Annotated in this window: 28 protein-coding genes and 1 pseudogene; 13 read left to right on the top strand and 16 right to left on the bottom strand. The window is 63.6% G+C overall.

The features are described 5' to 3' along the window. Positions 1–209: 209 nt before the first annotated feature. A complete protein-coding gene (fabI, locus tag VKR55_RS22630) occupies positions 210–1,025 on the bottom strand; it encodes an enoyl-ACP reductase FabI (RefSeq protein WP_324406791.1) in 816 nt (271 codons plus the stop codon). Between the two features lie 169 nt (positions 1,026–1,194). Here fabI and VKR55_RS22625 point away from each other — a divergent pair, with 169 nt between their 5' ends. Further along, entirely contained in the window at positions 1,195–1,683 is a 489-nt protein-coding gene (locus VKR55_RS22625; RefSeq protein ID WP_324406789.1) for an RNA polymerase sigma factor, read from the top strand. Positions 1,684–1,745: 62 nt separating this feature from the next. Beyond that, entirely contained in the window at positions 1,746–2,543 is a 798-nt protein-coding gene (locus VKR55_RS22620) for an anti-sigma factor family protein (RefSeq protein ID WP_324406787.1), read from the top strand. A gap of 255 nt (positions 2,544–2,798) precedes the next feature. On the opposite strand, the gene VKR55_RS22615 is transcribed toward VKR55_RS22620, so the two are convergent. Next, positions 2,799–3,752 (bottom strand): J domain-containing protein, encoded by a 954-nt coding sequence (locus VKR55_RS22615; RefSeq protein ID WP_324406786.1) that lies wholly within the window; start codon positions 3,750–3,752, stop codon positions 2,799–2,801. A 232-nt stretch (positions 3,753–3,984) separates the two neighbouring features. Further along, positions 3,985–4,305 (bottom strand): RT0821/Lpp0805 family surface protein, encoded by a 321-nt coding sequence (locus VKR55_RS22610; protein ID WP_324406784.1) that lies wholly within the window; start codon positions 4,303–4,305, stop codon positions 3,985–3,987. A 200-nt stretch (positions 4,306–4,505) separates the two neighbouring features. On the opposite strand from VKR55_RS22610, the gene pdxH reads away from it, so the two are divergent. The 3 genes from pdxH (at position 4,506) to VKR55_RS22595 (ending at position 6,974) form a co-directional block, all read left to right on the top strand. Further along, a complete protein-coding gene (pdxH, locus tag VKR55_RS22605; RefSeq protein ID WP_324406783.1) occupies positions 4,506–5,147 on the top strand; it encodes a pyridoxamine 5'-phosphate oxidase in 642 nt (213 codons plus the stop codon). Positions 5,148–5,249: 102 nt separating this feature from the next. After that, a complete protein-coding gene (locus VKR55_RS22600; protein WP_324406782.1) occupies positions 5,250–6,002 on the top strand; it encodes an SDR family NAD(P)-dependent oxidoreductase in 753 nt (250 codons plus the stop codon). A 201-nt stretch (positions 6,003–6,203) separates the two neighbouring features. Continuing rightward, positions 6,204–6,974 carry a class I SAM-dependent methyltransferase gene (locus VKR55_RS22595; RefSeq protein ID WP_324406780.1) on the top strand — a complete coding sequence of 257 codons (771 nt, stop codon included), beginning with the start codon at positions 6,204–6,206 and terminating at the stop codon, positions 6,972–6,974. Between the two features lie 18 nt (positions 6,975–6,992). On the opposite strand, the gene VKR55_RS22590 is transcribed toward VKR55_RS22595, so the two are convergent. Continuing rightward, a complete protein-coding gene (locus tag VKR55_RS22590) occupies positions 6,993–7,667 on the bottom strand; it encodes an HAD family hydrolase (RefSeq protein ID WP_324406779.1) in 675 nt (224 codons plus the stop codon). 296 nt (positions 7,668–7,963) lie between these two features. Next, entirely contained in the window at positions 7,964–8,188 is a 225-nt protein-coding gene (locus VKR55_RS22585; RefSeq protein WP_324406777.1) for a hypothetical protein, read from the bottom strand. A gap of 9 nt (positions 8,189–8,197) precedes the next feature. Here VKR55_RS22585 and VKR55_RS22580 point away from each other — a divergent pair, with 9 nt between their 5' ends. Next, positions 8,198–8,485, top strand: a complete 288-nt coding sequence (locus VKR55_RS22580) for a hypothetical protein (RefSeq protein ID WP_324406775.1) — start codon at positions 8,198–8,200, stop codon at positions 8,483–8,485. A gap of 7 nt (positions 8,486–8,492) precedes the next feature. Here the strand turns inward: VKR55_RS22580 and VKR55_RS22575 are convergent. Continuing rightward, positions 8,493–8,998, bottom strand: a pseudogene (locus tag VKR55_RS22575) (CorA family divalent cation transporter); the annotation flags it as partial. 286 nt (positions 8,999–9,284) lie between these two features. Here VKR55_RS22575 and VKR55_RS22570 point away from each other — a divergent pair. After that, a complete protein-coding gene (locus VKR55_RS22570) occupies positions 9,285–9,977 on the top strand; it encodes a L,D-transpeptidase (RefSeq protein WP_324406773.1) in 693 nt (230 codons plus the stop codon). A 98-nt stretch (positions 9,978–10,075) separates the two neighbouring features. Here the strand turns inward: VKR55_RS22570 and VKR55_RS22565 are convergent, their stop codons facing one another. Beyond that, positions 10,076–11,077, bottom strand: a complete 1,002-nt coding sequence (locus tag VKR55_RS22565; protein ID WP_324406772.1) for an extensin family protein — start codon at positions 11,075–11,077, stop codon at positions 10,076–10,078. Positions 11,078–11,229: 152 nt separating this feature from the next. On the opposite strand from VKR55_RS22565, the gene VKR55_RS22560 reads away from it, so the two are divergent. From VKR55_RS22560 to VKR55_RS22550, 3 genes are all read left to right on the top strand, one after another. Further along, positions 11,230–12,858 carry a fatty-acid--CoA ligase gene (locus tag VKR55_RS22560; protein ID WP_324406771.1) on the top strand — a complete coding sequence of 543 codons (1,629 nt, stop codon included), beginning with the start codon at positions 11,230–11,232 and terminating at the stop codon, positions 12,856–12,858. A gap of 198 nt (positions 12,859–13,056) precedes the next feature. Then, positions 13,057–14,268 (top strand): ABC transporter substrate-binding protein, encoded by a 1,212-nt coding sequence (locus VKR55_RS22555; protein WP_324406769.1) that lies wholly within the window; start codon positions 13,057–13,059, stop codon positions 14,266–14,268. Between the two features lie 182 nt (positions 14,269–14,450). Continuing rightward, positions 14,451–15,344 carry a DUF1499 domain-containing protein gene (locus VKR55_RS22550; RefSeq protein ID WP_324406767.1) on the top strand — a complete coding sequence of 298 codons (894 nt, stop codon included), beginning with the start codon at positions 14,451–14,453 and terminating at the stop codon, positions 15,342–15,344. Positions 15,345–15,393: 49 nt separating this feature from the next. Here the strand turns inward: VKR55_RS22550 and VKR55_RS22545 are convergent, their stop codons facing one another. The 3 genes from VKR55_RS22545 to ribB form a co-directional block, all read right to left on the bottom strand. Then, positions 15,394–16,320, bottom strand: a complete 927-nt coding sequence (locus VKR55_RS22545; RefSeq protein WP_324406766.1) for an MBL fold metallo-hydrolase — start codon at positions 16,318–16,320, stop codon at positions 15,394–15,396. A gap of 125 nt (positions 16,321–16,445) precedes the next feature. Next, complete coding sequence (locus VKR55_RS22540; RefSeq protein WP_324406764.1) at positions 16,446–17,660, bottom strand: acyl-CoA dehydrogenase; 1,215 nt, start codon at positions 17,658–17,660, stop codon at positions 16,446–16,448. A 174-nt stretch (positions 17,661–17,834) separates the two neighbouring features. Further along, a complete protein-coding gene (ribB, locus tag VKR55_RS22535; RefSeq protein WP_324406762.1) occupies positions 17,835–18,911 on the bottom strand; it encodes a 3,4-dihydroxy-2-butanone-4-phosphate synthase in 1,077 nt (358 codons plus the stop codon). A gap of 168 nt (positions 18,912–19,079) precedes the next feature. On the opposite strand from ribB, the gene VKR55_RS22530 reads away from it, so the two are divergent. Then, a complete protein-coding gene (locus VKR55_RS22530) occupies positions 19,080–20,315 on the top strand; it encodes an aminotransferase-like domain-containing protein (RefSeq protein ID WP_324406761.1) in 1,236 nt (411 codons plus the stop codon). Positions 20,316–20,321: 6 nt separating this feature from the next. On the opposite strand, the gene hpaD is transcribed toward VKR55_RS22530, so the two are convergent. Continuing rightward, on the bottom strand, positions 20,322–21,173 hold the full coding sequence (gene hpaD, locus VKR55_RS22525; protein ID WP_324406759.1) for a 3,4-dihydroxyphenylacetate 2,3-dioxygenase: 852 nt from the start codon (positions 21,171–21,173) through the stop codon (positions 20,322–20,324). Positions 21,174–21,200: 27 nt separating this feature from the next. Then, complete coding sequence (locus VKR55_RS22520) at positions 21,201–21,482, bottom strand: helix-turn-helix domain-containing protein (RefSeq protein ID WP_324406757.1); 282 nt, start codon at positions 21,480–21,482, stop codon at positions 21,201–21,203. Between the two features lie 169 nt (positions 21,483–21,651). Here VKR55_RS22520 and VKR55_RS22515 point away from each other — a divergent pair, with 169 nt between their 5' ends. Both VKR55_RS22515 and VKR55_RS22510 read left to right on the top strand, forming a co-directional pair. Next, positions 21,652–22,113, top strand: a complete 462-nt coding sequence (locus VKR55_RS22515; protein WP_324406755.1) for a hypothetical protein — start codon at positions 21,652–21,654, stop codon at positions 22,111–22,113. Between the two features lie 124 nt (positions 22,114–22,237). Continuing rightward, positions 22,238–22,486, top strand: a complete 249-nt coding sequence (locus VKR55_RS22510; RefSeq protein WP_324406753.1) for a hypothetical protein — start codon at positions 22,238–22,240, stop codon at positions 22,484–22,486. A gap of 62 nt (positions 22,487–22,548) precedes the next feature. Here the strand turns inward: VKR55_RS22510 and VKR55_RS22505 are convergent, their stop codons facing one another. From VKR55_RS22505 to VKR55_RS22490, 4 genes are all read right to left on the bottom strand, one after another. Then, positions 22,549–23,367, bottom strand: a complete 819-nt coding sequence (locus tag VKR55_RS22505) for an aldo/keto reductase (protein WP_324406751.1) — start codon at positions 23,365–23,367, stop codon at positions 22,549–22,551. A gap of 209 nt (positions 23,368–23,576) precedes the next feature. Further along, the gene (locus tag VKR55_RS22500; protein WP_324406749.1) at positions 23,577–24,023 is read right to left on the bottom strand and encodes a hypothetical protein; all 447 of its coding nucleotides are present in this window, start codon (positions 24,021–24,023) and stop codon (positions 23,577–23,579) included. A 90-nt stretch (positions 24,024–24,113) separates the two neighbouring features. Next, positions 24,114–24,932 (bottom strand): shikimate dehydrogenase family protein, encoded by an 819-nt coding sequence (locus VKR55_RS22495; protein WP_324406748.1) that lies wholly within the window; start codon positions 24,930–24,932, stop codon positions 24,114–24,116. Between the two features lie 14 nt (positions 24,933–24,946). Next, positions 24,947–25,285 carry a M20/M25/M40 family metallo-hydrolase gene (locus VKR55_RS22490; protein ID WP_324406746.1) on the bottom strand — a complete coding sequence of 113 codons (339 nt, stop codon included), beginning with the start codon at positions 25,283–25,285 and terminating at the stop codon, positions 24,947–24,949. Positions 25,286–25,412 lie beyond the last annotated feature (127 nt).

Below are 25,412 nucleotides of genomic sequence, written 5' to 3'. Positions count from 1 at the left end.
GAATTACTGTATTGTGGTGGCGCATGGCGGGATCTTCCTTGTGTGTCTCGAACATTTGGCGATGCTCAAGACCGCAGAAGAATCCACGCCATGCGCCATGTCCACCAAAATTAAACCGGACAGCCGTGGGCTTGACCCGGCAATCCATCCCTCGTCAAGAAATCTTTTGATAAGATGGACGCGCGGATCAAGTCCGCGCATGACACTCGTCATTCCTTCGCCAGCGAGATGTCCGGTGCGTCGGGCCGCTTCATGCCGACGACGTGGTAGCCGGAATCGACGTGATGCACCTCGCCGGTGACGCCGCGCGAGAGATCGGACAGCAGATAGAGCGCGCTGTCGCCGACCTCTTCAATGCTCACGGTGCGACGCATCGGCGCGTTGTACTCGTTCCACTTCAAAATATAGCGGAAGTCGCCGATGCCGGATGCGGCCAGCGTCCTGATCGGACCTGCCGAGATCGCATTGACGCGGATGTTCTTCTCGCCGAGATCGGCGGCGAGATAGCGCACGCTTGCCTCCAGCGCGGCCTTCGCAACGCCCATGACGTTGTAATGCGGCATCCATTTCTCGGCGCCGTAATAGGTGAGCGTCAGGATCGAGCCTCCGTCGGTCAAGAGCTTCTCCGCGCGCTGGGCGATCGCCGTCAGCGAATAGCAGGAGATCAGCATGGTCTTTGAAAAATTGTCGGCGGTGGTTTCGAGATAGCGGCCGTCGAGCTGGTCCTTGTCGGAGAAGGCGATCGCGTGGACGACGAAATCGATCTTGCCCCACTTCTCCTTCAAGACATCGAACACCGCATCGATGGTCGCAGGATCGGTGACGTCGCAATGGCCGAGCAGGAGGCCGTTCAATTCCTTGGCGAGCGGCTCGACGCGTTTCTTCAGCGCATCGCCCTGCCAGGTGAGTGCAATCTCCGCGCCCGCCGCATGGCAGGCTTTCGCGATGCCCCAGGCTATCGAACGATTATTGGCTACGCCGAGCACGACGCCGCGCTTGCCCTGCATCAGACCTGTATGTTGCATCCCACGACCCATCAAGCTTGGAAAAGTTTGCGTACACCAGCCGCACGCTTGGGTATAGCCCAAATCGGTACCCCGTTCGGGCCGTTTACCTCAAAGCGTAACAGGCGGAATAGGCTTGCAATTTGGGTGTTATGCTTGAGGCAAGCTTTCACCACACAGACGAGCTTTCATGAGCGCGTTCCGACATAGTGTTGAAGCCATGATTCCGGCGTTGCGGCGGTATGCGCGCGCGCTGGCGCGCGATGTCGATATCGCCGACGACCTTGTGCAGGACACGCTCGTGCGTGCGTTGCGCTCGGAGCGGTTGTTTCTCGGCGGCGACGTCCGGAGCTGGCTCTATACCATCCTGACCAACCTCAACAAGAACCGGCGGCGTTCGCTCGCGCGGAGGCCGCAATTCATGCCGCTGCTCGAGAGCAATCCCGATGCAAGCGGCACCGAAGCCGAGGGCCGCGACATTGCGCGCGCGCTGTCGACCCTGGTGGAAGAGCAGCGCGCTGTCTTGCTGCTCGTCATGCTGGAGGGACTGAGCTATCGCGAAGTCGCCGACATTCAGGGCGTGCCGATTGGCACCGTAATGTCACGGCTTGCGCGGGCCAGGGCTCATGTGAAGGCTTCGCTCGAAGGCGAACGCCCGGCGCTGCGCCGGGTGAAGTAGCAGATAATGGCAAGGCGCATGCGCCGATATTTCTTGACCTGAATTGGATAGAGACGACGACGATGACAAACCCGAAAATTCCCATCACCGAGGATGAGCTGCACGCTTTCGTCGACAAGGAGCTGCCGTCCGAGCGCCGCGACGATGTCGAGACGTGGCTCGCCTCGCATCCCGAGGATGCGGAGCGGGTGCAATCCTGGCGCGCGATGGCGGACGTGCTGCGCGCCCGCTACGATTCGGTTGCGAACGAGCCGGTGCCGAAGCGGCTCGAGCTCGAGCGACTGGTGCGGCCGCCGCGCCGCTGGATGTACGGCGCCGTTGCGGCGTCGCTCTTCGCCTTCATCGCCGGCACCGGTACCGGCTGGCTCGCGCATGGCGCGGCTGCCAAGCCCTCGACCTTCAAGGCCTTCACCGAAGACGCGCTCGATGCGCATCGCCTCTACGTTGTCGAAGTCCGCCATCCCGTCGAGGTGCCGGGCGATGAGCGCGCTCATCTGCAGGCCTGGCTGACCAAGCGCTGCGGCTGGACGGTTCGCGCGCCCGAATTGGGCTCGACCGGATTGAAGCTCGTCGGCGGTCGGCTCTTGCCGGGACCGACCGGACCGGCGTCGTTCCTGATGTATGAGAGTGCCTCGGGCGAGCGCTTCACGGTCTATACCGCCAAGGCTTCCAGCGATAAGGCTTCGACCGAGACGACGCAGATGCGCTACATCACCCAGGACAAGAACGGCGCCAAGGACGGCGCGCTGTTCTGGGCCGATAACGGCGTTGGCTATGTAGTGTCGGGTGCCAGCAACCGCGAGCGCCTCGCCCAGGTGGCCAGGCTCGTCTACGACCAGGCCGAGAAAAGCGGTGGTTAACGGGCTGTTACGGAAAGGTCACCGACGGTGTCCCAATTCGGACATTGAATTTCTGGAATCAAGTCATGGGTGCGTCTCATTATCGCACCGGATGATCACGAGAAAATGAGGAGCGTTCGATCCGCCGATCGACGCACGCGGCCTCGAGTTGGGGTTTTGTACCGCGCTGGTCCCCCTCTCGAGGCCGCACCCGTCTTTCCGGGCCCAACGGGCCCGAAAAAAATCAGCTACGTACGATATTTCGATTGGCTTCAGTCAGGTGAGGTCATTCCGAGGGTTATAGGGGTGTCCATCGCGCCATTTTTGCATCAACATCTCAAGCTCGGCATCGTTCCCGTCCGGTAGCATGATGCGGGTGGTCACGAAGAGGTCGCCCGGAGTTCCGGTCGGCCTCGGCAGTCCCTTGCCCTTGAGCCGGAAAATCCGGCCACTCGATGTGTTTCTGGGGATCGAGAGTTCCACGGCGCCGCCAAGGGTCGGCACCCTTACCTTGCCACCCAAGACCGCCTCATAAAGGGTGATCGGCAGATCGACCCTGAGATCGCTGCCGTCGACCTTGAAGAATGGATGCGGTGCGATCTGCACGGTGATCAGGAGATCGCCCGGCGGATGGCCCGGCGCGGTCTCGCCCTGCCCGCGCAGACGGATCTGCTGGCCTTCGCTGACGCCGGCCGGAATCTTGATGTTGACTTCCTTGCCGTTCGGCAGCCGGACACGCTTCTCGCCGCCCTTGACCGCCTCTTCGAGCGACACCGACATCGACACGGTAACGTCAAGATCGAGCCCGACGCCGCCGGTATCGAACTCGAACGAACTCGCCCGGCCGGCACCGCCTGCGCGCCCGCGGCCGGCATTGGCGAACATGCTGTTGAGGATGTCCTCGAACCCGCCCGCACCGCCATCGGAGCGGAACGTATAGCTCTCGAAACCGCCGGGACCGGAGCGACCACCCGCCCCCCCGCCGCCGGGAAAACCGGTGAAGCGCGGCTTGCCCTCGGCGTCGATCTCGCCGCGGTCGAACTGCTTGCGTTTCTCCTCGTCGCCGAGGATTTCGTTGGCGGTGTTGATCTCGGCGAAACGCGCCGCTGCTTTCGGATCGTTCTTGTTGCTGTCGGGATGATGCTTCTTGGCGAGTTTGCGATAGGCGCTCTTGATAGCCGCAGCGCTGGCGCCCCGCGGCACCCCCAAGACCTCATAGGGGTCGCGCATCCGTCACGTCTCCTTCAGGGAATATCAATTTATAATCCAAGGGCAGCCCGCCCGCTGTTGATTTCATCTGGGGATTACGTTGTATTTTTGCAACGGGTTCCGTGTAGCGCGTTGGCGCCGATGCTTCTGATCGCCATGGCTTGGCTTGGCTTGTCCCGGCCATCCACGACTTTTCGCGCGGAAACCAAGACGTGGATGCCCGGCACAAGGTCAGGCATGACGAGTTTTCTGCTCAGCTCTGCCGCCACGGCTTCAGCGTGTGGATTTCCCAGCGGCCGTTGGCGGCATGGCAGGCCGAGCCTTGCAGCCAGTCTTCGGTCTTGCCGTTGACGTAGCTTGCGAGGAAATCGCGGCAGGTGCGGCCATCCTCGTCGGAATAGGCCTGGGCGAGCGGAGTGACCGAGCCGCGCGCGCCGGTCTTCGGATTTTGCCAGGGCTGGCTCGCATCCTTGTCGCCCTTGGTCAGCACATCGGAGGCGGCGATGCGGGCAAAGGCGAGATCACTCTCGGTCGGCGTCGGCTTGAGGGTGCCCGTCACCTCATCGTCTGTCATCTGGGCGAAGGGTCCACCTGCGCCGCCGCGGGTCAAGCTGCAGCCCGCGGCCGAAAGCCCGATCAGAATGATGGTCAGCGCTGCCCCCTTCGGCGCGAACGCCAATAGGCCAACGCGCGCCCATGCCCTATATAGGGTTTGGCCCCATTGGGGCGGCAACGCGTTCCAGGACGCGGGCGGACGCAATTCGGGCTCCTGACATGACCGACACCACCTCCATCAAACACCCCCCACCCTTAACATCTGGTGATTTCACCGCAGCCCAGGAGCCGTTTACCCTGTTCGCAGAATGGTTTGCGGAGGCCTGCAAGAGCGAGCCGAACGATCCGAACGCGATGGCGCTCGCCACCGTCGACACGAACGGCCTGCCCGATGTGCGCATGGTGCTGATGAAAGGCTATGATGCCGAGGGTTTTGTCTTCTACAGCCACATTGCGAGCCAGAAGGGCCGCGAACTCGCCGCAAATCCTAAGGCCGCGTTACTGTTTCACTGGAAGTCGCTGAGACGACAGGTGCGCATCCGCGGCACTGTGTCGCCGGTGACGGACGCGGAGGCCGATGCCTATTTCGCCACCCGGCCGAAGCAGGCGCAGATCGGCGCCTGGGCGTCAAAGCAATCGCAGCCGCTGGAGAGCCGCTTCGCCTTCGAGCAGGCGATTGCAAAAGTTGCAGCGAAACATGTGATCGGCGAGGTGCCGCGCCCGCCCGGCTGGAGCGGATGGCGCATCACCCCGCTGCGCTTCGAGTTCTGGCACGATCGCCCGTTCCGCCTGCACGACCGCATCGAGTTTTCGCGCGACACGCCGGCCGGCGCGTGGTCGAAGACGCGGCTGTATCCATGACCGAAGTCGTCATTCCGGGGCGCACGAAGTGCGAACCCGGAATCTCGAGCTTCCGGGTTCGATGCTTCGCATCGCCCCGGAATGACGGAGTATAAGAACCACATGCCGACTTCCGCCAACACGCCACGGCGCACCCTGCTTCTGACCGGCGCCAGCCGCGGCATCGGGCACGCCACCGTGATCCGCTTCTCCTCCGCCGGCTGGCGCGTCATCACCTGCTCGCGGCATCCGTTCCCCGAGGAATGTCCGTGGGACGCGGGGCCGGAGGATCACATCCAGGTCGACCTCGCCGATCCCACCGACACCATCCGCGCCGTGGCTGAGATCAGGAAGCGTCTTGAGGGCGGCGCGCTGCATGCGCTCGTCAACAACGCCGCGATCTCGCCCAAGGGCAATGGCGGCTCAAGGATGGGCACCGTTGACACCGACCTCGACACCTGGACGCACGTGTTCCAGGTGAATTTCTTTGCGCCGATCATGCTCGCGCGCGGGCTGATCGAGGAGTTGAAGAAGGTCAAGGGCTCCGTCGTCAACGTCACCTCGATCGCGGGCTCGCGCGTGCACCCGTTCGCCGGCGCGGCCTACGCAACCTCGAAGGCGGCGCTTGCCGCGCTCACGCGCGAGATGGCTTCCGATTTCGGCCGCATCGGCGTCCGCGTCAACTCGATCGCGCCGGGCGAGATCGACACCGCGATCCTCTCGCCCGGCACGGAAAAGATCGTCGAGCAGCAGATCCCGATGCACCGCCTCGGCACGCCGGACGAAGTCGCGCGGATCATCTACGTCTTGTGCACCGAGACCGGCTCCTACGTGAACGGCGCCGAGATTCACATCAATGGCGGCCAGCACGTGTGACAGTGCATCGTCATTGCGAGGAGCGAAGCGACGAAGCAACCCAGACTGTCACCGCGGAAAGGCTTTGGATTGCTTCGCTTCGCTCGCAATGACGGAGCCCACCAACCACACCATCCTTTGATCCGCCGCGGACTGGCGTCGATCGCCGCAGCACCCTAGGCTCGCTCCATCTCCGGGGCAACCCGTGATAAGGACGTTGCCATGGGACGCTTCGCCTCCACCGCTGAATTCTACGAGCAATTCCGTCAGCCCTACCCGCACCAGTTCTTCGGCGCCGTCGCGCAGACACTGAAGCTGTCGAAGCAGCACACTTTGCTCGACATCGGCACCGGGCCGGGCCTGCTCGCGATCGGCTTTGCGCCCTATGCCGGCGACGTCACCGCCATCGATCCGGAACCCGCGATGCTCGCGGCAGCTCGCGAGGCGATGGCACGCGCGGGGCGAACGGTCCATCTGGTCGAAGGCCGCGCCGAGGACCTGCCTGCCGATGCCGGACCTTTCGATGTCGTGACCATCGGCCGCGCCCTGCACTGGATCGACCGCGAAGCGATGGGCCCGCTGTTTCTCCGCTTGCTCAAGCCGGGTGGCGCGCTCGTCATTTGCGGCTCCTCCTCCGCGCGCGATGCCCGCAACCCCTGGCTCGAGCCCTACAACACCGCGCGGGCCGCGTGGTCGGACCCGGCGATGTGGCAGGAATCAGGAAAGGGCGAGCGAACGCATCGCCAGTTGACCGCCCTGATGGATCACGCCGGCTTCAAGGCGGCCGATGTGGTCAGGTTAGAGACCGTGCACGAGGTAGCCGTGAACCATCTTGCCCAACGCATCCTGACCTTCTCCCCCTCCTCGCCCGCCGCGCTCGGCGACAAGGTCGACGCGATGCTCGCCGACGTCGAAGCCATCCTCGCGCCGTTCAGCCATGATGGATTGATCACAGAGACGGTGGTGTCGAGAGCCGACATCGCGCGGCGTTAGATCAACTTTGACTCGCCCTCATCTCCTCCCGCCCACCTCATCGATATGATCCAGCAAATCCGCCGGATCTTCGTACACGCGGATGGCGCCGGCCTGCCGCAACTCATCCGATCCGTAGCCGCCTGAGAGGAGGCCCACGCCGAGTGCGCGGCAGCGGGTGGCGGCGAGCATGTCCCAGATGCTATCGCCGACCACGATGGCGCGCTCGATATCGCTCTTGAGCCGATCGGCGGCGGCGATGAAGAGGTCGGGGTCGGGCTTGGCGTATTTCACCTGGTCGCGGGTGACGACCGCGCAGGTATCCGGATCGACGCCGAGCGAAGCGAGGTTCACCGCCGCGGTCTCCATTCTCCCGCTCGTTGCGATCGCCCAGGGGATTTTCTCCTGCGTCAGGAACGCGAGCAGCTCGCGCGCGCCGGGCAGCGGGCGGATGTTGCGTCCGAAACCGCGATAGGCCTCAGCATGCGCGCGCCGCAGCCGCTCGCCGCGCGCGGGGTCGATCGGCACATCGGTCTCGCGCAGGAGCTGGTTGGTGAAGAGACCGCCGCTCATGCCGATCTTGCGGTGGATGCGCCAGACCGAGAGCTCGATGCTCTCGGCGTCCAGCGCAGCCTTCCAGGCCAGCACATGTTGATAGACGCTGTCGACCAGCGTGCCGTCGAGGTCGAAGAGAAACACCGGTTCGATGCGCATCGAGAGCCTCCTGTCGCCGGCCGCCGCCGTTGGCAGCCTTTTCCGCATCACGCTCTAACGGATGCCCGTGACAGGAGTTTCTTGTCGGGAAAAGGGCGCAGGCTCGCAGATCGGTCGTGGCGGCGCGAGCGAGGCAATCCAGGATTTACGCCGCTGCGACAGTCTGGATTGCCTCGCCGCTTTCCCCCCGCGCGCTCGCGCGCTCAGGGGGACAACTCGCTCCCGCCTTCGCTCCTTGAGCTTCGGCGGACAAGCCTCGCCGTGACAAAGGCGTGGCTCAACCGATCAACGTGACGTCAGACCAACCCGCGCAAAATCTGCGCGGCCTGCCAGCGCAGGCGCAGCGCGTCGGAATTGAAGGCGCTGGAACATTCCTCCTCGCGCTCGCCCTCCAGCAGCACCGCGCTGCAATGGCGGCATATCCGCGGCGAGAGCGCGGGCGCGCGGACGCCCGTGGTGCGCTCCCGGTAGCGCGAGAGGTCGACGACGTTACGGGATGCAGTTATGGGTTTCTCAACCATGGTGTCCTCTTGAAGCGCCGGATAGTCCGGCAAGCCGGGCTTGATCCTGCGCTGGCCAAGTCGCGATTTCTGTCGCGCCTTAGCGTGTTGTTGAGCATGACCGCCGCGAAATCCGCGCCCGCTTCCGCCGTCGCGCTCGTGGGCAATGTTATCGCAGAAAAATTTCGCTCAAACGTTCAGTGCAACGCTCAAATTTTAGGTGAGGAATTGAGGCAGGTTGGCTGCCTCAGCTTTCGCGATTCAACGCAATGGTTCGATAAGGATTTTGCCCCGGTCACAGCCACTTCTTCAGCTTGAAGATGGACTAGGGAACGACGCCCGCCGGCACCTTGGCGACGAGCGCGAGCGGAGCCATGCGGCCATTCGAGCTCCGGCATGCCCTTGAAGTTCATGCCGTAGATCGAGGCGATCAGGGTCGGCGGCATCAACACCACCGCCATGACCGAGAACAGCTTGATGATGTTGTTCTGCTCGAGATTGACGACGCCGAGCATGGCGTCGAGCACGAAGGTGATCTTGCTGGAGAGATGGGAGGCGGTGGTCGGTGAGCGAGGCCACGTCGCGCTGCCGGGTCTTGAGCTGCTCGCGCATGTCCTTCGACCATTTCACGCCCTCGATCGCCGCCGACGGGAAGGTGACGAGGCGGCCGATCGGGACCAGGCTTTCGCGAACCTTCGAACTCAGGTCGCCCTGGCGGCCGATCGCGATCAGGATCTGCGAGTAACGCCTGGCGTTGCGGCGGCGCTCGCTGCCGGGCTCGAAGATGTCGTGGGCGACGGCGTCGACGTCGGCGCTGATGCGCTCCAGGAGCAGTCGATCTCCGATGACGGGAATTTAACCGGCCATCGTTATTTGTGGCAGGTTGGTGGCTGCAAAGCGGCCCGGATTCGGCGATCCGGACAGATTTGCTCAAGAATTGGCCGAAATCGGCACACCTTGCGGCAAAAAAGACACAGACTAGGTCTCGCAGTGCGGGATGGGTCGTTAAGTTCTGGAAGTGTGGCAGGTTTAGACGATAATAAGGCTTAACTGAATCATGGCGTTTGGGGCGCAGGATCGGCACCTCGAGCGCAAGGCTGTCGATCGGAAGTGCACCATGCCGTCGCTGAAGGTGAAACTTGGAATCATCATGGCCGCCATCGCCGGCCTGATGTTGTCGGGCTGCGTGGAAACGACCTATGAGGCGACCAACACCGCCGCCTTCAAACCGCGCGACAAGGAATACCTCTCAAAAATTCGCTACACCAACGTTCCTATCCCCGAACCGTTCCGCCGCGCCATCGTCGACTATCACCGCAAGGAAGCGCCTGGCTCGATCTTGGTCGATTCCGACAACCACTATCTCTACTACGTGCTGGATGGCGGCAAGGCGATCCGCTACGGCATCACCGTCGGGGAAGAGGCCATGGCATGGTCCGGCATCGCCAAGGTCGGCGCGATGACCGAGTGGCCGCCGTGGCATCCGACCAAGAGCGAGATCGAGCGTCTGGGCGTGCCGAGCTTCGTGCCGCCGGGGCCGGACAATCCAATGGGTTCGCGCGCGATGTATCTCTATGCGAACGGCAAGGACACGCTGTTCCGTATTCACGGCACCAACCAGCCGGAATATATCGGCGCGTCGATCTCCTCGGGCTGCATCCGCATGACCAACGAGGACGCGATCGACCTGTATAACCGGGTCAAGATCGGCACCATCGTGGTGGTGCTGGAGCCGCATCACGGCGACTCCCCGTACAACTCGCAGATGGCGCTGGAGGGCGGCAGAGACGGCACGTCATCGTTCCAGTAAGCCGCCGTTCAAGCTTGAGGTAAAAAAAGCGCCGGTTCGCCGGCGCTTTTGTTTTGGGAATTTCGCACGCACTTCCGATGCCGGGACTGCGCGATCCTCTATCTCCCCCTGCGCCGAGCCTGCTTCAAGCTTTTGGGCGTCGGCACTGCGGGCGGAGCCGCCGCTTTTGCCGCGGGCTCGGCCGCCTGAGGCTTTGCCGCATCGCCCTTATTGCCATCTTCCTTCCCGGCCACCGCGCGCGGCGGTGCCTCTTCCGGCCGCGCGGCCGGCATGAGCGGCGCGATCTTCGGCAAGGGATCGAGCACGTCCCATTCGCAGATCTTGTAGTTGTTGTGTCGCCCCATCAGGTCGAGATGGATGTGCTCCTCGTGGTACCAGTCCGAGTCCGGACCAAGCACCGTCATGAAGCGCGTGCAGACCGAATGCAGCACGCTCTCGCGAAAATCCCGCGACACATCGCGGTCGGTCAGCACGATCGAGCGGCCGTCGGCGAGCTTGAAGCCGTGCACGTCAAGCGCATCAGCGCGGCCGTGCTCGGAGAGATGCGCGCCGGCGATGCCGTTGAAGCTGCGGCAATCGTAGGAATCGTAGTTGTCGAGCCCGCTGATCTCGCTGCCGAGCTTGTCGGCGAGCGGCGCAACGTCCGTGCGGACCCAGTCGGCAATCGCGGTCGCCGTCGGGCAGCGCAGCGTCGCCGGCGGCGTCACCGCGACGCGATGCTTGTCAGGCAACACGATCGCATCCAGCCGCACGAGGTCGCTGCCGCCGCAGCCGCCGGGGCCCTGGATGTCGGGGATGCTCGGCGCAATCGCGATCTCTTCGGTGAGCGCAAGCCGGCAGGCCGAGGGCTTTGGCGCTGGAGGTGGGCTCGGCTCCGCGGCCGGCTTCTCACCCTCGGCGGGTTTCTCTGCTGAGAGCTTCCCGGTCTTGGCCGCCGGCGCCTCCGCCGGGCGCGGCCGCGGCAGCGGTATTTTCGGCGCATGGATCGTCCTGTGCGGTCTTGGGCGCCCTCCGCCAAAGAAATCGAACAGACTGAGCGGCCTTGCGGCTGTCGCCGGGCTGGCTTGCATGCCAGCAAGCACGGAGACGGCGGTTACCATAGTGGCCGCAGCGCGCCCGAACGCACCATATGGCCACTTGCGATGTCCGTTTCCCGCGATAAGGTTCATCTCAAATCCAGGATTTGAGCGCCTTTCCCGCGGCTTCCGAGGCGGCAAGGCGCAAGCAGATAACTCGCGAGGAGGACATTCGGATGCTCGGTTTGATGCAAGATTGGCCTTTGCTGTGCCACCGGATTATCGAGCATGCGGCGACGTATCACGGCACCCAGGAAATCGTCACGCGTTCGGTCGAAGGCCCCATTGTCCGGACCAATTACGCCGAAATTCACAAGCGCGCGCTCAAAGTCTCACAGATGCTGCAGCGCGACGGCATCAAGCTCGGCGACCGCGTGGCGACCATCGCCTGGAACACCTGGCGCCACTTGGAATCCTGGTACGGCATCATGGGGATCGGCGCGATCTGCCACACCGTCAATCCGCGGCTGTTCCCCGAGCAGATCGCCTGGATCATCAACCACGCCGAAGACCGCGTGGTGCTGACCGACCTCACCTTCGTGCCGATCCTGGAGAAGGTCGGCGACAAGCTCAAAAGCGTGGAGCGCTTCATCGTGCTGACCGACAAGGCGCACATGCCGGAAACCACGCTGAAGAACGCGATCGCCTATGAGCAATGGATCGGTGCGGCCGACGGCGACTTCGCGTGGAAGGACTTCGACGAAAATACCGCCGCCGCGATGTGCTACACCTCGGGAACAACGGGCGATCCGAAGGGCGTGCTCTATTCGCACCGCTCCAACGTCATCCATTCGCTGATTGCCAATTCGAAGGACGCGCTCGGCACCTCCGCCAGCGACGTCATGCTGCCGGTGGTGCCGCTGTTCCATGCCAATAGCTGGGGCATCGCCTTCTCCGCGCCGATGATGGGCACCAAGCTCGTCATGCCGGGCCCGAAGCTCGACGGCCCATCCGTCTACGAACTGCTCGACACCGAGAAGGTCACCCATACCGCCGGCGTGCCGACGGTGTGGCTGACGCTGCTGCAGCACATGGCCGCCAACAACCTGAAACTGCCGCATCTCGAATTCGTCGTCTGCGGCGGATCGGCGATGCCGCGCACGATGATCAAGGCCTTCCTCGACATGGGCGTCACCGTGCGCCATGCTTGGGGCATGACCGAGATGAGCCCGCTCGGGACGCTCGCCGCGCTGAAGCCGCCCTTCACCGAGCTCGAGGGCGATGCAAAGCTCGACGTCCTGCAGACCCAGGGCTTCCCGCCCTTTGGCGTGGAGATGAAGATCACCGACGATGCCGGCAAGAAGCTGCCTTGGGACGGCAAGACCTTCGGCCGGCTGAAGGTCTCGGGCCCCGCGGTCGCAAAAGCCTATTTCCACGTCAACACCAACATCCTCGACGAGGAAGGCTATTTCGACACCGGCGACGTCGCCACCATGGATCCACACGGCTACATGCGGATCACCGACCGCTCGAAGGACGTGATCAAGTCGGGCGGCGAATGGATCTCCTCGATCGATCTGGAAAACCTCGCGATCGGTCATCCGGCGGTCGCCGAAGCCGCCGTCATCGGCGTGCATCATCCGAAATGGGACGAGCGGCCGCTCCTGATCGTCCAGCTCAAGCAGGGCCAGAAGGCCACCCGCGAGGAGATCCTGACCTTCATGGAGGGCAAGATCGCCAAATGGTGGATGCCCGACGATGTCGCCTTCGTCGAGGGCATTCCGCACACCGCAACCGGCAAGATCCTGAAGACCGCGCTGCGCGAGCAGTTCAAGGCCTATAGTTTCCCGAACGCGATGGCGTGAGCCGGGCTCCCGGCATCGGTCGAATGGCCTCCCCGGCTAAGGCCCCGGTAAGGGAGGCCCTTTTTGGCCTTGCGGTTCCATCATCGTCCATGGTTGCCTGTATCCGCCGGCAGCGACGAAAGGCCAATTGGAACCCCCGTTCCCGCTCACTAGTTTGCAACCGCTTTCGAAACCGAAAAAGCAAGGAAAACACCCAGTATGACAAAATCAATCGCGCTACGCGCTTTGCCGTGGCTGCTGTTTGCTTCAATGACCGCGACCACCGCACAGGCAGCCGGCAACAAGGTGGTGATTGGCGACATCGATGACATGTCCGGCCTCTATGCCGACGTGATCGGGCCGGGTGGCGTGGAAGCCGCCAAGATGGCGATCGAGGATTTCGGCGGCAGCGTGCTCGGCAACAAGATCGAGCTTCTGACCTCCGACCATCAGAACAAGCCGGATCTCGGCGCACAGAAGTTCCGCGAATGGGCCGACCGCGACGGCGTCACCATGGTCCTCGGCGGGTCGAACACCGGCGTCAACCTCGCGATGGCCAATGTGGCCAAGGAAAAGAAGATCCCGTTCATCGCGATCGGCGCTGCCGGCGCCTCGCTGACGGGCAAGGACTGCACGCCATACACCGTGCACTACGTCTATGACACGACCGCGCTCGGCAACGGCACGGCCAAGACCATGGTGAAGCAGGGCGGCAAGACCTGGTTCTTCCTCACCGCCGACTACGCCTTCGGCACGCAATTGCAGGACGCCGCGAGCAAGGTGGTCGAAGCCAATGGCGGCAAGGTGGTCGGCTCCGTGCGCGTTCCGCTGTCGACGTCGGACTTCTCGAGCTATCTGCTGCAGGCCCAGAACTCCGGCGCGCAGGTGCTCGGCCTCGCCAATGCCGGCAACGACTTCACCAACTCGATCAAGGCGGCCGATGAATTCGGCATCGCCAGGACGATGAAGCCCGCAGCGCTGCTCGCCTTCATCAGCGACATCCACTCGCTGGGCTTGAAGACTGCCCAGGGCCTCTATCTCACCACTGGCTGGTACTGGGATCTCAACGACAAGACCCGTGCCTTCTCCAAGCGCTATTACGCGAAGACCAAGCGCGAGCCGACCATGAACCAGGCCGGCTATTATTCGGCGACCATGACCTATCTCAACGCGGTCAAGGCGGTGGGCTCCACGGATTCCGACAAGGTGATGGCCCAGTTGAAGAAGATGAAGATCGACGACATGTTCACCAGCAACGGCAAGATCCGCGCCGACGGCCTGATGGAACACGAAATGTACATCATGCAGGTGAAGAAGCCCGAGGAGTCGAAGTATCCCTGGGACTATTACAAGCTGGTGCAGACCATGACGGGCGAAGAAGCATTCGGAAAGCTGTCCGACTCCGCCTGCCCGCTGGCCAAGACGCAGTAACCTTCTAAGTCTTGACTCGACGCGCCCCGCCCAACGGGGCGCGTCTGATTCTCGCCGCTTTTCCGGCGTCGCCGCGGCACAAATTGCTTCACAGTCGGCCGGAAAGTGCGCTAGGTCACCTGCATGCCCCTGGGCCGTTAGGCCGAATGCGGGCTGCCGAATCCACGCCGGATTAGTTCAGGATGGCCCGCAGGTTTTCCGCTCCCTACCAGTCGGAGCCCTTCTCCCGGCTCGCCACCTGGGCGCGCAACCTCGCCGCTTTCTCGGTGATCGCGGTCATCGTGTCGATCCTGATCGTCCGCTTCGGCTTTCTGGAGATGAAGCCGGCGCTCGCGACGTTCTTCGGTGCGCTCGGCTGCGCCGGCCTGTCCATCCTGATCGGGCTCCTGGGCTTTGCCGCGATCTGGCACAACGGCACACGCGGCATGAGCCGCATCCTGCTCGCCTTCCTGATCGATGCGCTCGTGCTCGCCTACCCGGCCTATCTCGCGGTCCAGTACCGCAGGCTGCCGCCGATCCACGACATCACCACCGACCCGATCAATCCGCCGCCCTTCGAGGCGCTGGCGCAGCTGCGCACCGGCGACGGCACCAATACCGCAGTCTATGCCGGCCTCTACTCCGCCGAGCAGCAACAGAAAGCCTATCCCGACATCGAGCCGGTGGAACTGCAGATCCCGGTCGAGCGCGCCTATGCGATCACGCTGAAACTCGTCCACAAGCGCAAATGGCTCGTCATCGACGAGCGCGCGCCGCAGCCGCCGCGGCGCATCGGCCGCATCGAGGCGGTGGCGCGCACGCCGATCATGGGCTTCCGCGAGGACGTCGCGATCCGCGCCGTGCCCGATGGCGATGACTCACGCGTCGATATCCGCTCCTCCTCGCGCTATTTCGAAAGCGACCTCGGTTCCAACGCCGCGCGCATCGCCAAGCTGTCCGACGACCTCAACGCCGCAGCGGAGGCCGATGCGCTAAAGCCGGTGAAAAAGGCATCGCCTCCGCCGCCGCCCAAGGGCAAAGGCAAGGGCGCGAAGACCGTGAGCGCGAAGGTGAATGCGAAGACGAAGAAGAGATAGCGAGTGGCGAACGGTGAATGGCGAATAGTGATCGCCTATTCGCCACGCCCTACTCGACATTCGCCAATCGATACGTCCCGCCAATCACCGGATCGCCGTCGGTCGCCACCACGCCGCGCGCGACAAGGTCCTCCAGATGCGCCAGCACCGAATAGCCGGCCGCGGTGGTGAGCCGCGGATCGATGCCGATATAGATCGCGCGCACCATGGTCGGGATGTCGGCCTCACCCTTGGAGAGCCGATGCAGGATCGAGGCCTCGCGCGCCTGGCGGTGGCGGATCAGAAAGCGCACGTAGCGCGGGCCGTCGGGGATTTCCGGACCGTGGCCGGAGAAATAAAGGTCCTCCTCGCGCGCGGCGAGGCGATCGAGCGAGGCCATATAGTCGATCATCGAGCCGTCGGGAGGCGCCACGATCGACGTCGACCAGCCCATGACGTGATCGCCGACAAAGCTGATCTTCCGCTCCGGCCAGGCGAAGGCAAGATGATTGGCGGTGTGGCCCGGCGTCGCCACCGCCTCCAGCTTCCAGCCCGCGCCTTCGATCGTGTCGCCGTGATTGACCCGCACCTCCGGCCTGAAGCCGCGGTCGGCGCCGGATTCCGGATTGTGCTTCTCGCTCTCGAAGCGCGGCCTTGAAGCGCGGTGTGGACCCTCGGCATAGACGGTGGCGCCCGTCGCCTGCTTGATGCGCGCGGTGTTCGGCGAATGGTCGCGATGGGTGTGGGTCACCAGGATATGCGTCACGGTCTCGCCGCGCACGGCGTCAAGCAGCGCCTTGGCATGCGTCTCGCTGTCCGGTCCGGGATCGATGATCGCGACCTTGCCGTGGCCTACGATGTAGCTGACCGTGCCGGTGAAAGTGAACGGGCTCGGATTGTCGCAAAGCACGCGCCGCACGCCGGGGCGTACCTCCTCGACTACACCGGGTTTTAGAGGAAAGTTGCGGTTGAACGGGACGTCGTCGGTTTCGGCCATTGATTTTCTGACGTCATTCCGGGGCGGTCCGCAGGACCGAGCCCGGAATCTCGAAGAGAGGGAAGGAACGCGGCCCCAGATTCCGGGTTCGCGCTTCGCGAGCCCCGGAATGACGGAGCCTTTGCTTAGGAAAACGCCTGAATGCCCGTGATCGCGCGCCCCAGGATCAGCGCGTGGACGTCGTGGGTGCCTTCGTAGGTGTTGACGGTCTCCAGGTTCGCGGCGTGGCGCATCACATGATACTCGATCTGGATGCCGTTGCCGCCGTGCATGTCGCGCGCCATGCGGGCGATGTCGAGCGCCTTGCCGCAATTGTTGCGCTTGACGAGGGAGATCATCTCCGGCGCCATCTTGCCCTCGTCCATCAGCCGGCCGACGCGCAGCGAGGCCTGTAGCCCCAGCGTGATCTCGGTCTCCATGTCGGCGAGCTTCTTCTGCACGAGCTGCGTCGCCGCAAGCGGCCGATTGAACTGCTTTCTATCCAGTGTGTACTGTCGTGCACGGTGAAAACAGTCTTCGGCGGCGCCCATCGCACCCCAGGAAATGCCGTAGCGGGCGCGGTTGAGGCAGCCGAACGGGCCCTTGAGCCCGGAGACGTTCGGCAACAGCGCGCTTTCCGGCACCACGACGTTGTCGAGCACGATCTCGCCGGTAATGGAGGCGCGCAATGAAAGCTTGCCGCCGACCTTCGGCGCCGACAGGCCCTTCATGCCCTTCTCCAGGATGAAGCCGCGGATCTGGTTGTCATGCGCCGCTGATTTTGCCCAGACCACGAACACGTCGGCGATCGGCGCGTTCGATATCCACATCTTGGCTCCGTTGAGCCGATAGCCGTCCGAGACCTTCTCGGCGCGGGTCTTCATGCCGCCGGGATCGGAACCGGCATCGGGCTCGGTCAGGCCGAAACAGCCGACCCATTCTCCGGTCGCGAGCTTTGGCAGATATTTCTTTCGCTGGATTTCATCGCCATAGGCATAGATCGGATACATCACCAGCGAGGTCTGCACCGAGTTCATCGAGCGATAGCCGCTATCGACGCGCTCGATCTCGCGCGCGACCAGGCCATAAGCCACATAGCTTGCATTGGCGCAGCCATATTCTTCCGGCAACGTGACGCCGATCAGGCCGAGCTCGCCCATCTCGTTGAAGATCTCGCGGTCGGTCTTCTCCTCGAGATAGGCCTTGATCACCCGCGGCAACAGCTTGTCCTGCGCATAGGCCCGCGCGGTATCGCGGATCAGCCGCTCGTCTTCGGTAAGCTGATCGTCGAGCAGGAACGGATCATCCCACTGGAAAGAAGCCGCGGCCGGCTTGTCCTTGGCTTGGGGGCGCACGTTCATGAAAAATCCTTTCGCAACGTCCTGTGACGGAATTGGTCGTTAAATTAAAGCGCTATCGATCGAAGCGCAATTGCATCGGGGTGCTTGTCATTCCGGGATGGTGCGCAAGCACCAGACCCGGAATCTCGAGATTCCGGGTTCGCGCTTTCGCGCGCCCCGGAATGACAGCCGCGCTCAAACTTCGAGCCGTTCGTTCGAGACGATCTCGATGCCGAACCCGGATAGTCCCTTGTAGTCATGCACCGATGACGTCAGGTTGACGATCGAGGTGACGCCAAGGTCGCGCAGGATCTGCGCGCCGACGCCGACCTCGCGCCACTGCCTGTTGCGATCGGCTTCCGCCGTCACCGCCTCGCCCAGCGGCTGGACCGGAACGCCCGCCGCGCCGTCGCGCAGATAGACCAGCACGCCGCGGCCGGCCTTCTTGAAGTGCTGCAGCACGATCTGCATCCTGGCCTGCCCGGTGAAGAGGTCTTTCACGATGTTCGGCTTGTGCAGCCGGGTCAGCACGCGTCTGCCGTCGCCGATGCCGTTATAGACGAACGCCACGTGGGCAATCTCGTCGAACGGCGAGCGATAGGCATAGCCCTGCAACGGCCCGATTGGGCTTTCGGTCACGAAAGTCGAGACCCGTTCGATCAACTTCTCGCGCGCCTGCCGGTAGGCGATCATGTCGGCGATCGTCACATGCTTGAGCTTGTGGGCTGCGGCGAAGCGCGCGACGTGCTCGCCCTTCATCACCGTGCCGTCGTCGTTCATCAATTCGGAGATGACCCCGACCGGCGGTAGCCCGGTGAGCTTGCAGAGATCGACGGCGGCTTCGGTGTGGCCGGAGCGGAGCAGCACGCCGCCGTCGCGCGCGATCAGCGGGAAGATGTGGCCAGGACGGGCGAAGTCGTTGGCGCCGGCGTTGGGATTGGCGAGCGCCCGGCAGCAGGAGGCGCGTTCCTCGGCCGAGATGCCGGTGCCGCCGTCCGGCTTGTAGTCGATCGAGACCGTGAACGCGGTGGTATGGGCAGAGTCATTGTGTGCGACCATCGGATCGAGCCGGAGCCGGCGCGCATCGTCGGTCGTGATCGGCGCGCAGACGATGCCGGAGGTGTGCCGGATGATGAACGCCATCTTCTCGGCGGTGCACAGCGAGGCCGCGACGATCAGGTCGCCCTCGCCCTCGCGATCATCGTCGTCGGTCACGACCACAAGCTCGCCCCGGGCGAACGCCTGCAGCACTTCGGGAATCGTATCGGCCATCCTGCAAATGTCTCTTTGGTCTTACCGGCCTGCCTTAGCCGGGTTCGAATGCCTCCGCCAGCCCCATGACGCAGGGCTGCACGGCACAGGTATCACAGCGCCGTTGACGACAGGGGCTTTAGACTTGTCTAAGATCGGAGCCAACAAAGAACAAGGGAGACGCCGCTGATGACCTCACCCGCCTTCGACTACGCGCCGCTGTTGCCGCCCGGACTGCCCCAGCCGGCGGTGCGATGGACGGGACTTGCCAAATACAGCTTTGTCGGCGGCAACAACGACCCCGAGCAGGTGCCGGTCGACGGCCTGATCGAGGCGGTCAATGCGGTCCTGAAGCGCGAGGGCAGGACGCTCGCCACCTATGGGCTCGCGAGTGGCCCGCAGGGCTACCGGCCCTTACGCGAATTTCTCTCTGCGAAATTGAAGCGCGATGCCGGCATCACGGCAACCGCCGACGACATCATGATCGTCTCCGGTTCGCTCCAGGCGCTCGACCTCGTCAACCAGACGCTGCTTTCGCGCGGCGATACCGTGATCGTGGAGCAGGAAACCTATCAGGGCGCGCTGAACCGGCTGACCAGGCTCGGCGTCAGTGCCATCGGCGTCCCGCTCGACGGCGAGGGCATGCGCTTGGATGTGCTCGCCTCGACCCTGGCCGATCTCAAGGCCAGGGGCATCCGGCCGAAATACATCTACACCATTCCGACCGTGCAGAATCCGACCGGAACCATCCTGCCGGAATCCCGGCGCGCCGAGATGCTGAAGCTGTCGCTACAATATGGCGTGCCGATCTTCGAGGACGATTGCTATGCCGACTTGATCTGGGACGGCAAGCGGCCGCCCGCGATCCATGCGATGGCGAAGAACGGCGGCGTGATCCATATCGGCTCGTTCTCCAAGTCGATCGCCCCTGCGCTTCGCGTCGGCTTCATCGTCGCGCCCTGGGAGATGATGTCGCGGATGCTCGCGCTGAAGACCGATGCCGGGTCCGGTGCGCTCGAGCAGATGGTGCTCGCCGAATATTGCGCGCCGCATTTCACGACGCATGTGCCGAAGCTGACGCGGGGGCTCCGCCGCAAGCTCGACACGCTGATGGAGGCGCTGAACGAGCAGTTCGGCACCGCGGCGGAGTTCGCAGATCCCAAGGGCGGCATCTTCCTCTGGGTGAAGCTGCCCGACAATGTCGATACGTTGAAGCTCTACCAGGCGGCGCTCAAAGCCGGCGTCGCCATCAATCCCGGACCGGAATGGTCGACCAACAAGGGACATTCCGGCAGTCGGCTCCGGCTCTGCTTTGCCAGCCCCTCCGAGCAGCAGATCCGCGAGGGTGTGGCCGTGCTCGCCGATGTCTGCCGCAAGGAATTCGGCGTGCCGGTGCGGATCGCCAATGTGGAGAAGCGGGCGTGAGGCGGATCATGCGACGTGGAATTCAACGTTGACCTGGCCGCTGCCGCTGGAGGGAAAATAGTCGCAAAGCTGCTCGGCCGCGCCCTCGTAATCATACCAGCCAAGGGCCGCGAACAGCATGATGGTGTCGGCCATGCCGCCCTCACCGTTGCACTTGATGGCGTAGTCCGGAAGCATGTCGATGAACTCGCGGTAGCGGCGCTGCCGCCAGAGCTCCAGCACCCGCAGGTCGACCTGACGGTTGAATTCGCTCGCAACCGAGGTCCACGCCTCCGGTCCGAGCTTCTTGTTGGGCCAAAGCCGGTGCGACAGCGACCCGCTGGCGAGGATCGCCACCCGCTCATTCGATCGTTCGATCGCCCGTCGAGTCGCCTCCCCGAGCAGACGGCTCTCGTCCAGCGACGTGAACAATGGCGAAGCGACCGAGACCACCTTTGCCCACCCCGAGGGGTTCATGTAATGCATCGGCACGATCGTGCCGTATTCCAGCCCAAGGCTCTCGACCCGGTGGGCGATCACGTTGAGGCCGGCTCCGACTGCCTCGTCCGCAATGGCAGAGCCGAGTGCACCGTCGCCGGGAAAATCGTAAGCCAGGTCCCGGATCATCTGCGGCGCCTCGTGGCTCGTGAACGTGCCGCAATGCCGGGGATTGGCGTTGACGTGGTAACCGAAGTTCGAGAGCCAGTGGGTATCGAACACGATAAAGCTCGACACGTTGCGCTCTCTTGCGCGGCGGCCCAGCTCACGCAACGCCGCCACGGCGTCGGCGCGTGCGGATTTGAGCGGGCTACCCTCGGCTTCCGACAACATGAGCGACGGCACGTGACTGACCTTGGCGGCGAGGACAAACTGTCCCATCGATGCGTCTCCGGTTTGCAAGCCTCGTCAGGCCGTTCCGCGGACCACCCTGATGATCCGCAGCAGCAGCACGATGGAGACGTTGCCCCTGCCGGCCTCGATCTCGGCGACATAGCGCTCCGAGATGCGGGACCTGCGCGCAAGCTCCCGGCGCGACATATCCAGCGCCAAGCGGGTGTTGCGCAAGCGCTTGCCGAGCTCAAGCAGGAAGCCGGCTTCCGCGGCCGACGGCCCTCCATGCGCTTTCGCCGCCCGGCTTCTGGCGCCGCCTGGTGTCGCCGCTCTGGCCTTGAATCCCGCGTCCATCATACTTGCCATCGTCGCCGGCCATTCGCGGACTGCATTGACGAGGATCAATGACGATGCGTGTGCCTCGGCCTGACTCCCCCGCCTGGTCTGATCTCAGGCGCACGGCGCAATTTCGATACAATTCAAAGCCATTGAATGCCGGACCGCGCATCGCGCAATGGAGCTTGTGGTGATCGGATTTTTGGGCCGGCTGTTGCCGGCGGCGATTCTATTGATGGTTGTTTTGCCAGCTTCTGCCGAGACGGTCGCGGAGACCGCCAAGCAATGGGGCCTGATCGGCCCGTGGTCGCTCGATTGCTCGTTGCCGCCGGATCATGCTCGCGGTGCGGTGCTGTCCTATGAGATAGGCGTTGGCGATCGCCTGATGTACCGCCGCGATTTCGGCGATTCGCAGGACGAAGCCGAGGTGCTCTCGGCCACCGTCTCGAACGACGGCGTCCTCAACTTGCGCGTTTATTTCCCCTCCGTGAAGCAGACGCGCGAATACGGCGTGAAGCGTCTCGACGACGGCAGCATTCGCGCGGTCTATAACCGCAATGCGCAGAACCAGTATTCGATCAAGGACGGCAAGTTCACCGCCAACGGCCAGCCGACACCCGTCCAGCACAAATGCGATTCTCCGCCGGCGTGAGCGATGCGCCGCGTTGGCAGCCCGGTGCCAAGCTGAACATCCGTTCAGCTTTCTCCTTTAAGTTCCGGCGGAACGTTCCTCCTCAATTGAGGTTTAATCTCCCACTGAGAGTGAGGAGGACATCATGAAGAAGTTCGGTTATCTCGTCGCGGTCCTTGGCGCGATCGCGGTCGCGGCGCCGTCGATTGCAAGCGCCGAGACCATCGTGATCAGGCATCACGGCTACGGATACCATCATGACTGGGGCCGTGCCCACGCCGAGTATCGCATGCACAGGGACAATGGTTTGCACCGCGGCTGGTGGCATGATCGTGACCGTGATCGCGACCGCGTCGTGATCCATGAGCACCGCGAACGCGCGTACCGGTACTAGAACGTAACAACAAGGCCGACACAACGAATGGCCCCGCAAGGGGCCATTCGCGTGTGCGTCAATCAATCCCACGCCGGCGCGAAGCCGGGGCTGACGAAGCGCTGATTCTTCGGCAGGCCGGCGATGTTCTTCCGATCATCGTCGTCGAGTGTGAGGCTGAGCGCGTCCCAGTTCGCCTTCTGGCTCTCGTGGCGCGAGGCCTTCGGAATCGCGGCGACGCCGCCCTGGTCGAGCAGCCATTTGAGCGCGACTTGCGCGGCGCTGGTGCCGTACTTCTTGCCGATCGCAACAAGCGTCTCGTTGGAAGCGGCGCGCCCCTGCGCCAGCGGGCAATAGGCCACCAGCGGAATGGACTTTGCGTCCATGTATTGCTTCACCTTCGACTGGTTGAGCATCACGTGATATTCGATCTGGTTACAGGCGATCGGCGCCTTCAATTCCTCGACCACGGTCTTGAGCAATGCGATGTTGAAATTGGCGACGCCGATGGCTCGCGCGCGCCCCTCCTCGCGAAACGTCATCAGCGTCTCGAACATCGACGGCAGGTGCATGCCGGGTTTCGGCCAGTGCACGAGATAGAGATCGACGACGTCGAGACGCAACTTCTTCAGGCTGGCGTCGAAGGCCCGGCGCATCGCGTCGGGCGCGAGATTCTCGTTCCAGACCTTTGTGGTGACATGCAGCTCGCTGCGCTTGACGCCGGAGGCGGCGATCGCAGCGCCGATCGCGTCCTCGTTGGCATACATTTCTGCAGTATCGATATGGCGATAGCCTAGCGCGAGTGCGCTCTCGACCGCCGCGCGGCAGACATCGCCCTGCATGCGATAGGTGCCGAGCCCGAGCCGCGGCAGGCGGATGCCCTGGGTTTGAAAGGTCTCCATGATCACTCCCTGACGAACCGCGCCGCCAGGCGCACGCGGACAAGGCCGCAAAAACGCATTGTTGTTGGGACGAATTGAGCGGCGGGCGGGATCGAGAGGATAGTCTGCCCGGAACGATAGGGCCAAATCAAGATGCGGTCAGGGACCCGCCACGTGCTCCACTTGCCGCACATCGGCGAGAGGCTCGATAGAAATCAGCCGGAAGCCTGCTACTTCCAGTCGCAAATGCCGCCGCCGGACCGGCACGGCCATTTCTGGATGCGCGTATCCATCGCCTGCGCATTGAGCGGGTTGGAGTGCCGGTGAGCGAGTCTGATCCGCGCGGCTCCCTTCCTGGGCTTGACGCCCGCGACATGCGCGCCACGGTGCGGGCGCGTCACATGGACGTTCTCCGCAGCCACCGTCTTTGGTTCGGCCTTCAGCGCGTTGCGGGCCCAGGCCGGCTCGCTCGTGTGATCGGTCTTCGCCTCGCCCTTGTCTTCGACCGCAACCGGCGCGAATTCGGTCGGCGGACCAAGCCGCTTTGGCGACAGCACGGCTTTGGTGAGATCGAGCCCCAGGAACTCGTCGGGGCGATATTCGTCGCCCAACGCAACGCTGCCAGCCGCCAGCAAGGCGGCGGCGACAAGGGCGGGAACCACAGGTTTCAGGACCATGACCTGTCTCCTGAACAGACAAATAACCCGCCCCTGTTGCGTATATTTAGGCGCCCGGCGGTTCAGTTCCAGCGCAAAATTGCCTCAAGGTTACTGTGCGGAGTTGCCGCACCCGGCTGCATCTGCGAAGAAATCGGCCATCAAGCCGAGATTGCCCTCGAACATGCCGATACCAGTCTGAATCCGGCAGCCTCTTTGCCGGGCGGCCACGAGCAGCGGCGTCATGTCCGGCACGGTGACGACGTCGCCGACAAAGGCCGACGGCTTGAGACGCCTCACGTCGACCGGCAGCGGATCGCCCGGCTTCATGCCGAGCGGGGTTGCATTGACGACAATGCCGGCGTCGCTCGGATCGGCCGAGCCTGCGACGACGCGGTTTGGAAATTTCGCTGCAAGTTTGGCGATCAGCGCCTCGCGCCGTTTCGTGTCGACGTCATGGACGGCAAGTTGCGGCACGCCGCGATCGAGCAACGCGAGCGCGATCGCGCTCCCCGCCCCGCCGGCGCCGACCAGGAGCGCGCCGTTAGCTTTGATCTCGCAGCCCGCCTTGGCCAGCGGATCGGCAAAGCCCTCGCCGTCGAGCATGTCGCCATGCCAGCTCAGGTCCGCATTGCGGCGCGCGACGTTGACCACCCCCAGAAATTTCGAGCGCTCCGACAGCGTGGCGCAGCGCGCAGCAACCGCGAATTTGTGCGGAATGGTTGCGATCAATCCGTCAACATTCTTGGCGCGCGACAGCGCCGTAACGGCGGCATCGACGTTGGCGGGCGCAAGTTGCAGCGGCACCACGATCGCATCCCGCCCGCGCCGCGCGAACTCGCCGGTCAGCCCGAATGGCGCTTTCACCTGCGCGATGGGGTCGCCGAGGATGAAAATGACGCGCGTCGCGCCACTGTAATGATCCAACATGGATGTATTCCGCACTATGCTCCGCCCGCCAGCGCCTTCACGAGGCGATAGAGATATTCATCGCGGTTATAGAACGACTTCATGGGCACGCGCTCGTCCCTGCCATGAATGCGCGAGGAGTCACCGGCTTCCATCGCCATGCCGGAATGACCGTAGGTGGGAATGCCAGCGTTGCGCAGGAAGGCGCCGTCGGTCCCGCCGGTGCTCATGGTCGGGACCACCACAGCGCCGGGCCAGTATTCCTGCGACAGATTTTCGATTGCGCCGACGATCTCCTCGTTCAGTTTCGAGGGCTCACTCGTGACTTCCCGGTCGATCTGCGTCACAGCGATCTGATCGTCGAGGCAGGGCAAGAACTTGTCGTCAGGCCAGTTGAGCCTGCTGTTGAGGGCAAACGGCCTGCGGGGGCATGCTGTAGGTCCATAAAGCGCTCAGAACGCTGTTGGTAGAGTTCCGGAGGGCTGCGAAGGCCCGCAGATG

This window comes from Bradyrhizobium sp., from assembly GCF_035309285.1.
Classification (GTDB): Bacteria; Pseudomonadota; Alphaproteobacteria; order Rhizobiales; family Xanthobacteraceae; genus Bradyrhizobium.
This window is presented reverse-complemented; position numbering and strand designations above follow the sequence as displayed.

Bases quoted from the DNA above. Each gene is read 5' to 3' on its own strand.
- VKR55_RS22560 (WP_324406771.1), top strand. From the start codon at position 11,230: ATGCTCGGTTTGATGCAAGATTGGCCTTTGCTGTGCCACCGGATTATC.
- VKR55_RS22530 (WP_324406761.1), top strand. From the start codon at position 19,080: ATGACCTCACCCGCCTTCGACTACGCGCCGCTGTTGCCGCCCGGACTG.
- VKR55_RS22585 (WP_324406777.1), bottom strand. From the start codon at position 8,188: ATGGTTGAGAAACCCATAACTGCATCCCGTAACGTCGTCGACCTCTCG.
- VKR55_RS22495 (WP_324406748.1), bottom strand. From the start codon at position 24,932: ATGTTGGATCATTACAGTGGCGCGACGCGCGTCATTTTCATCCTCGGC.
- VKR55_RS22520 (WP_324406757.1), bottom strand. From the start codon at position 21,482: ATGATGGACGCGGGATTCAAGGCCAGAGCGGCGACACCAGGCGGCGCC.
- VKR55_RS22625 (WP_324406789.1), top strand. From the start codon at position 1,195: ATGAGCGCGTTCCGACATAGTGTTGAAGCCATGATTCCGGCGTTGCGG.
- hpaD (WP_324406759.1), bottom strand. From the start codon at position 21,173: ATGGGACAGTTTGTCCTCGCCGCCAAGGTCAGTCACGTGCCGTCGCTC.
- VKR55_RS22500 (WP_324406749.1), bottom strand. From the start codon at position 24,023: ATGGTCCTGAAACCTGTGGTTCCCGCCCTTGTCGCCGCCGCCTTGCTG.
- ribB (WP_324406762.1), bottom strand. From the start codon at position 18,911: ATGGCCGATACGATTCCCGAAGTGCTGCAGGCGTTCGCCCGGGGCGAG.
- pdxH (WP_324406783.1), top strand. From the start codon at position 4,506: ATGACCGACACCACCTCCATCAAACACCCCCCACCCTTAACATCTGGT.
- fabI (WP_324406791.1), bottom strand. From the start codon at position 1,025: ATGCAACATACAGGTCTGATGCAGGGCAAGCGCGGCGTCGTGCTCGGC.
- VKR55_RS22510 (WP_324406753.1), top strand. From the start codon at position 22,238: ATGAAGAAGTTCGGTTATCTCGTCGCGGTCCTTGGCGCGATCGCGGTC.
- VKR55_RS22505 (WP_324406751.1), bottom strand. From the start codon at position 23,367: ATGGAGACCTTTCAAACCCAGGGCATCCGCCTGCCGCGGCTCGGGCTC.
- VKR55_RS22550 (WP_324406767.1), top strand. From the start codon at position 14,451: ATGGCCCGCAGGTTTTCCGCTCCCTACCAGTCGGAGCCCTTCTCCCGG.
- VKR55_RS22540 (WP_324406764.1), bottom strand. From the start codon at position 17,660: ATGAACGTGCGCCCCCAAGCCAAGGACAAGCCGGCCGCGGCTTCTTTC.
- VKR55_RS22600 (WP_324406782.1), top strand. From the start codon at position 5,250: ATGCCGACTTCCGCCAACACGCCACGGCGCACCCTGCTTCTGACCGGC.
- VKR55_RS22565 (WP_324406772.1), bottom strand. From the start codon at position 11,077: ATGGTAACCGCCGTCTCCGTGCTTGCTGGCATGCAAGCCAGCCCGGCG.
- VKR55_RS22545 (WP_324406766.1), bottom strand. From the start codon at position 16,320: ATGGCCGAAACCGACGACGTCCCGTTCAACCGCAACTTTCCTCTAAAA.
- VKR55_RS22570 (WP_324406773.1), top strand. From the start codon at position 9,285: ATGCCGTCGCTGAAGGTGAAACTTGGAATCATCATGGCCGCCATCGCC.
- VKR55_RS22615 (WP_324406786.1), bottom strand. From the start codon at position 3,752: ATGCGCGACCCCTATGAGGTCTTGGGGGTGCCGCGGGGCGCCAGCGCT.
- VKR55_RS22595 (WP_324406780.1), top strand. From the start codon at position 6,204: ATGGGACGCTTCGCCTCCACCGCTGAATTCTACGAGCAATTCCGTCAG.
- VKR55_RS22610 (WP_324406784.1), bottom strand. From the start codon at position 4,305: ATGACAGACGATGAGGTGACGGGCACCCTCAAGCCGACGCCGACCGAG.
- VKR55_RS22590 (WP_324406779.1), bottom strand. From the start codon at position 7,667: ATGCGCATCGAACCGGTGTTTCTCTTCGACCTCGACGGCACGCTGGTC.
- VKR55_RS22620 (WP_324406787.1), top strand. From the start codon at position 1,746: ATGACAAACCCGAAAATTCCCATCACCGAGGATGAGCTGCACGCTTTC.
- VKR55_RS22555 (WP_324406769.1), top strand. From the start codon at position 13,057: ATGACAAAATCAATCGCGCTACGCGCTTTGCCGTGGCTGCTGTTTGCT.